Origin of the sequence: Planomonospora alba (assembly GCF_039534085.1) — a bacterium.
GTDB lineage: Bacteria > Actinomycetota > Actinomycetes > Streptosporangiales > Streptosporangiaceae > Planomonospora_B > Planomonospora_B alba.
In genome coordinates this window covers 1-761 of the sequence record NZ_BAAAUT010000167.1, presented here as the reverse complement: position 1 = coordinate 761, position 761 = coordinate 1, and the positions used below count along the sequence as shown (strand labels likewise).

Genomic DNA, 761 nt, shown 5'->3' with positions numbered 1-761 from the left:
ACCTCCGACACCGACAGCACGCCGGGCAGGCACAGGTCCATCACCCGGTACGCCTGCGCCGCCAGGCCCGCCAGCGGCATCTTGGGGTCGGCGATGAGCAGCGTCGCCTCGTCCAGGCTGGAGCGCGACGGCGTGGCGTGCCCGCCGGTGGCCGTGTGGGAGCGCACCACGCCGCGCCGGTGGTGCCCGCGGGGGCTCATGCCGTGGCGCTTCGCTCGCGGGCCTCCAGGACCGGGCGGAGCCCGGAGATCATCTTCAGGGTGGCGGTGATGGCCAGCGCGACCTCCTGGCTCATCGAGTCGCCGCGTACCGCCACGCCGATGCCGGTGCGCTCACCGGCGGCGAACAGCAGCACGGTGAAGTCCTTCAGGTCGCTGACCACGTGCCGCATGGGCAGCGGGCCGGCCTGGTCGGGCAGGCCGCAGAACGCGCCGAAGTCCCCCTGCAGGGACTTGACCCCGCACAGGGCCGCCGCCGCCCGGTCGGCGTCGTCGCGGGGCAGGGTGTCCGACTTGGCCAGCACCAGCCCGTCGGTGCTGAACAGCAGGGCGTTGACGACGCCGGGCTCCTCGGTCAGCCTGTTCAGGGCCCAGGTCATGTCCGTGGAGTCGGCGGTGGGACGGTCGATCATGACTGGGGCTGTCCTCCGTGGTCGGTGTCGCTGGTGCCGTATCCCTCGCTGAGCGCGCGGCGCATCCGCTCGAAGCCCTCGGCGAGGGTGGTGGGGTCGCCGGTGTCGGTGACGGCCTCCTGGCTCGGCG

2 protein-coding genes are annotated in these 761 nt (G+C 73.5%); both read right to left on the bottom strand.

Annotated features, from left to right (window positions below; all coding sequences use genetic code 11):
- A partial coding sequence (locus ABD823_RS34450) for a hypothetical protein (RefSeq protein ID WP_425566705.1) occupies positions 1–200 on the bottom strand: 200 nt, incomplete at its 3' end.
- Complete coding sequence (locus tag ABD823_RS34445; RefSeq protein WP_344867157.1) at positions 197–631, bottom strand: roadblock/LC7 domain-containing protein; 435 nt, start codon at positions 629–631, stop codon at positions 197–199. The genes ABD823_RS34450 and ABD823_RS34445, both read right to left, overlap by 4 nt.
- Positions 632–761 lie beyond the last annotated feature (130 nt).